This is a genomic window from Herbaspirillum lusitanum P6-12, from assembly GCF_000256565.1.
Lineage (GTDB): Bacteria > Pseudomonadota > Gammaproteobacteria > Burkholderiales > Burkholderiaceae_D > Herbaspirillum > Herbaspirillum lusitanum.
The window spans coordinates 1-6,020 of the sequence record NZ_AJHH01000177.1 but is presented as its reverse complement, the minus strand read 5'-3'; the positions used below and the strand labels follow the sequence as shown (position 1 = coordinate 6,020).

4 protein-coding genes are annotated in these 6,020 nt (G+C 60.1%); all 4 read left to right on the top strand.

Annotated features, from left to right (window positions below; all coding sequences use genetic code 11):
• The first annotated feature begins 136 nt into the window (after positions 1–136).
• Positions 137–1,990: a glycoside hydrolase family 15 protein gene (locus tag HLUSI_RS0106160; RefSeq protein ID WP_016833155.1), complete on the top strand. Its 1,854-nt coding sequence runs from the start codon at positions 137–139 to the stop codon at positions 1,988–1,990.
• A gap of 58 nt (positions 1,991–2,048) precedes the next feature.
• The gene (gene otsA / locus HLUSI_RS0106155) at positions 2,049–3,428 is read left to right on the top strand and encodes an alpha,alpha-trehalose-phosphate synthase (UDP-forming) (protein WP_016833153.1); all 1,380 of its coding nucleotides are present in this window, start codon (positions 2,049–2,051) and stop codon (positions 3,426–3,428) included.
• Positions 3,429–3,763: 335 nt separating this feature from the next.
• Positions 3,764–5,119: a TonB-dependent receptor plug domain-containing protein gene (locus HLUSI_RS30945; RefSeq protein ID WP_016833150.1), complete on the top strand. Its 1,356-nt coding sequence runs from the start codon at positions 3,764–3,766 to the stop codon at positions 5,117–5,119.
• The coding region (locus HLUSI_RS30940; RefSeq protein ID WP_157137760.1) for a TonB-dependent receptor domain-containing protein at positions 5,010–6,020 on the top strand (1,011 nt) is incomplete at its 3' end. The genes HLUSI_RS30945 and HLUSI_RS30940, both read left to right, overlap by 110 nt.

Sequence of the window (6,020 nt, the reverse complement as noted above, 5' to 3'; positions counted from 1 at the left end):
CGTCAGCGCAATTTTTCAGGCAGATAGGCAGGTTTACCGGCACAGGTACATTGGCAAGCGGCACCACCGACGCCACCAGCGCCAACATCCACATCACCGCTCCGGCGACAAAAAAAGTAAAGAGAGGAAAGGCAGCATGAGCACGTCATCCATCGATACTCCCAGCAACGACACCTCCACCGGCGTCAGCAACGACGGCGACCGGCCTTCCACTTCTTCCCTCGATCTCGGCGTGATCGGCAACTGTTCCTACAGTGCGCTGATCGACAAACTCGGCCGCATGGTGTGGTGCTGCCTGCCGCGCTTCGACGGCGATCCGGTGTTCAACGCCTTGCTCGATCCCGGCGAGAGCGGCAGCCTGTGGAGTTTTGAGCTGGAGAATTTTTCGCACAGCGAGCAATGGTACGAGCCCAACACCGCCGTGCTGAAAACGCGCCTCTACGACACACTGGGACAGGGCATCGAGATCACCGACCTGGCCCCGCGCTTCCAGAGCCGTGGCCGCTTCTTCCGTCCGCTGCAACTGGTGCGCCGCATCCATCCGCTCTCGGGCGCGCCGCGCATGCGCGTGGTGCTGCGCCCCAAGTTCGACTGGGGCCGTGAAGAGCCGCTGCAGACGCGTGGCAGCAACCACATCCGCTACGTCGGCTCCGAGATGACGCTGCGCCTGAACACCGATGCGCCGATCAGCTACCTGCTCGACGAGACTGCCTTCGTGATCAGCCGGCCGTTCAACTTCCTGCTCGGTCCCGACGAAACGCTGACCGGCGGCATCGGCGACACCGCGCGCAGTTTCGAGCAGGAAACCATCACCTACTGGCGCAACTGGAGCCGCAGCCTGGCCACGCCGCTCGAGTGGCAGGCTGCCGTGATTCGCGCCGCCATCACGCTCAAGATGTCGGTGTATGAAGACACCGGCGCCATCATCGCCGCGATGACCACCAGCGTGCCGGAAGCGCCGGGCAGCGCGCGCAACTGGGATTACCGTTACTGCTGGTTGCGCGACGCCTTCTTCGTGGTGCGCGCGCTCAACAGCATTTCCGAACTCGGCACCATGGAAGATTACCTGCGCTGGCTCACCAACGTGGTGGTGCGTTCGGCCGGCGGCCACGTACAGCCGCTGTACGGCATCGGCCTCGAAGAAGCGCTGCCGGAACAGATCCTCGATCACCTGCCTGGCTATCGCCATCATGCGCCGGTGCGCGTGGGCAACCAGGCTTACGAGCATTTCCAGCACGACGTCTACGGCAACATCATCCTCGGTGCGGCGCAGGCTTTCCATGATGCGCGCCTGCATCATCGCGCCGGCGCCGAACAGTTCAAGCATCTGGAAGCCGTCGGCGAACGCGCCTTTGAAATGTACGACCGTCCCGACGCCGGCATGTGGGAGTTGCGCACGCGTTCGCGCATTCACACCTCGTCGGCGCTGATGAGCTGGGCCGCCTGCGACCGCCTCGGCAAGATCGCGTCGCGGCTCGAACTCGACGAACGCGCACGCTACTGGCACGAGCGCGCCGAAATGATCGGCAAGCGCATCCTGACCGAAGCCTGGAACGAAGAGCGCCAGACCTACGCCGAAAGTTTCGGCGGCCGCGACCTCGACGCCAGCGTCTTGCTGATGGTCGAAGTCGGCCTGATCGCGCCGACCGACAAGCGCTTCATCGCCACCGTCGACACGCTGGAGAAATACCTGTGCGACGGCCCTTACATGCGCCGCTACGAAGCGCCCGACGATTTCGGCCGGCCCGAAACCGCCTTCAACATCTGCACTTTCTGGCGCATCGACGCGCTTGCCCGCATCGGCCGCAAGGAACAGGCGCGCGAGATTTTCGAAGCCATGCTGGCGGCGCGCAATCATGTCGGCCTGCTGTCGGAGGACACGCATCCTGTCACCGGCCAGATGTGGGGCAACTTCCCGCAAACCTATTCGATGGTCGGGATCATCAATTGCGCAATGAGGTTGTCGGTATCGTGGGAGACGGTAATTTGATGGTTCCGCGGTTGCCGTCGATCTATTTTTTTCTACACAAGAATAAAGGAGTTTCATCATGTCCCGCCTCGTCGTAGTTTCCAATCGTCTCGCGGATCCGCGCAAGCCGGCGGCCGGGGGACTGGCGGTGGCGCTCGGTGAAACCCTCAAACGCACCGGCGGCCTATGGTTCGGCTGGAGCGGCAAGGTCGTCGAAGACGGCACTCCCGGCGAGGGCGCGCTGCATATCAACCAGGCCGGTCCGGTGACGCTGGCCGAGCTCGACCTGTGCACCGAAGACCATGATGCCTACTATCGCGGCTATGCCAACGGCGTGCTGTGGCCCGTGTTCCATTACCGCCTCGACCTGGCGCATTTCGAATCGGGTCACCTGGGCGGCTATCGCCGCGTGAATCAACTGTTCGCGCGCAAGCTGATGCCGCTGCTCAAGCCGGACGACCTGATCTGGATCCACGATTACCACCTGATTCCGCTGGCTGCCGAATTGCGCGCCATGGGCTGCGGCAACCGCGTCGGTTTCTTCCTGCACATCCCGCTGCCGCCGCCGCAAATCCTGGCGGCGATTCCTTCGCATGAGTGGCTCATGCGGGCCTTGTTCGCCTATGACCTGGTGGGTTTTCAGACGGAAGCGGATTTGCAGCATTTCTCAAATTACGTCAAAGCCGAAGCCACCGCCGAGACCGTCGGGGTAAGCCAGTTCCGCGCCTTCAACAGCACGGTGCAGGCCAAGGCTTTCCCGATCGGGATTGACGTCGACGACTTCCAGCGCCTTGGCCGTGCCCGCGAGGCGCGCGAGACCTTCGAGAACACGCGCAAGGAATATTCGCGGCGGCGCCTGCTGATCGGCGTCGACCGGCTCGATTACTCCAAAGGCCTGCCGCATCGCATCCGCGCCTTCCGCGAGCTGCTGCAGCAATATCCGGAAAACCGTCATAGCGCCACGCTGCTGCAGGTGGCCTCGCCGAGCCGCGAAGATGTCGACGCCTACGCGGACATCCAGCGCGAACTGGAAAGCCTGTGCGGCTCCATCAACGGCGATTTCGGCGACTTCGAATGGATGCCGATCCGCTACATGCACCGCACGGTCGCCCGCAAACGCCTGCCGGGTTTGTATCGTGCCTGCGCGGTGGCGTTGGTGACGCCGCTGCGCGACGGCATGAATCTGGTCGCCAAGGAATTCGTCGCGGCGCAGGATGAAGAAGATCCGGGCGTGCTGGTGCTGTCGCGTTTCGCCGGCGCCGCCGAGCAGATGAAGGAAGCCTTGCTGGTCAATCCCTACGACACCCACGGCACCGCCCAGGCCATCCAGCATGCGCTGCAGATGCCGCTGCAGGAACGCAAGGAGCGCCACGCCGCCTTGCTGGCGACGATACGCAAGTACGACGTCCATTGGTGGTGCAACAGTTTCCTGGAGACCTTGACCAACGTGCGGCAATGAACCGGATCGTTGCGGTTCGCTCCATTGTCGTACGGGTTCTCTTCTTGTCGTCATCACCGCAGAACTAGCTTCCAGTCAAACTACTCCTGATTCACGCTTCGGGGAAATTCTACTTTCCTCACATATCGTCATTCCTTGCCTGACAATCTTGCCATGCACAAATGATAATCATTATTATTTGTGCGTGGCGAGACATGCGCACGAACATGTCCTCGCTTCCACTTGAACACCCTTGCCGGCGTCCGGCTCAGGGGTTTCCCACTCAACGGCTGATGTTCCAAGGCGCGCATGCGCCTTGGTGAACGGTCGCGAACGCAAAAAGAGGATTTGTCGAAATGGATGTGCAAAACAACAGAAGTAAAAAGGCGTGGCTGGTGGGTCTGTTGACGGTGGCGTCTTTTCCCTTGTACGGGGAAGGCATCGCGCCGGAACCGGCACGGCGCAAGCAAGAAGACCGGCTCAGGGAAGTGGAAGTGCGCTCCGGACGGGACGACAAGACCGACGAGTTGAACGCCGAGGATATCGCGCGCTATCGCGGTACCGGCAATGGCGATGTCTTCTCGCAATTTTCAGGCGTGCAGATCAATAACATCCGCAACGAAGCCGGGGCGATTGATGTGGGAATCCGTGGCTTGCAGGGAGAGGGGCGGGTACCCGTCGTCATTGACGGCGCCTTGCAATCGACGCACACGTTCCGCGGTTATCAAGGCGAAAGCGATCGCACCTATATCGACATGGACCTGATCCGGAACATCAGCATTCTGAAAGGCGCCTCGACCGGAACATTCGGGACCGGCGCTATTGGCGGCGTGGTGCAGATGCGCACGATCGCCGCGGAGGACGTCGTCTTGCCGGGCAAGAATTTCGGCGTGTGGACCAAAGGCAGCGTGTACAACAACAACCAGACGCCCGACATTCCTGAAAAAGAGCGCGCTCAGAATTACTATGTCGTACGAAACGATCTCATGCGGGACAGATTCAATAATGGCGCGTTGGCCGGTGCGCTGGCCTATAAGACAGACCGTGTCGATTGGCTGGTCGCCTATAGCAAGCGGCGTGTCGGCAATTACTTCGCGGGCCGAAACGGCGCATCGAGGTATCGCGAAGAAGATGTTGTCGTGACGCCGGGGCAGGAAGTGGTCAATACCAGCTATGAAAGTGACTCCAGTCTGGCCAGAATCGGCTGGAATCCGGGAGCCGCGGAGCGGCTTGAACTGACTTACCGGCATCACGCGCAGAAGGCGGGCGAGGTGATGGCGGCCTACTGGTACAAGAATCGCATCGATCAGAATTTCAATGACCTTCCCGCAGGCGTGGAGTCAATGTCGCAATGGTCGCTTGGAACAGCCCGGCTCAACAGCTATAGCGGCATCTATACGTTGGCCCCGAGCGATAACCGGCTGCTCGACCTGCGCATCGGGTTGTGGAAAACCCTGGTCGACCTGAAGCAACACAATGGGCTCTTCGGAGGGCCGATCGGGTCCCGCTACGGGGATCAATACATTCACGAATACGCCGACAGCCGACAAGGTCTCAACGTCGGCAATCGGTCCAGTTTCAGCTTGCTCCCGTTGAGCTTCGATTACGGATTCAGCATGGAAGAGCAGCGCACCAATCCACGCAACCGGATCCGGCTCAACCGGCCGCCCTACGCGCGATGCGCGTCGCAGCGAATACGGCGTCTTTCTTAACGGTGAACTGGACACGGCTGCCGCAACGGCCAGGTTGGGCACAAAAATGCACGGCTCGACCGTCAGCGACTATCTGACGCAGAAACGCATCCGTTACAGCCCCAACAACGATCTGACGGCGGAGCTGCGGCTGCATCTGACGAAGCATCTGGACGTTCTGATGAAAGGAGGGCGCACTTTTCGTGATCCCAGCTTGTTCGAATCGAGTACCTCGGCTCAGTTGTTCAGTTATGACAAATATAACCCGCTGAAGCCCGAGAAAAGTCGCAGCTGGGAAATCGGCCTCGAGGGAAAGCTGGACAACGTCTTGTTCCGCAATGAAAAAATGGGATTCAAGACGAGCTATTTTGCCAACACGGTAGAGAACTACATCTCTACCTCTGAACTGCCGCTTCAACCAGGCGCGCCGAGCTGGATAGGAAATTTCTCATTCACGAATTACGATCGCGTGGAGCTGAACGGCTGGGAGGCAAAGGTCTTTTATGAAAACTCCCGCGTTTTCATGGATGCCTCGGCCATCCTGTATGAGCAACCAAAGATATGTTCCAAACGCAATGCGGAGCCGTTGGGAGCGCCGGACTGCAATTCGGTTGGTTACGAATGGAGCCTGGTTTCCGCGCGCATTCCTCCGCGCCGTTCATTCAACATTGCGGTCGGAGTGCGCCTGCTGGAGGGTGCGATGACGTTGGGAGGACGCCTGAAATACCACTCCGAAAAGAAGAATCCGGTAGATTGGTTCCAAGGAACAGGGGCGCGGGCAGTCGTAGCCATTCCTTCCGAAAAAATCATCGACCTCTTTGCCACCTACAAGATCAACCAGCACATGAACGTGGATTTCAATATCGACAATCTCATGAGCCGTTACGCTTTTGACCCGGGTTCGGTGATCGGCCCCCCCCCC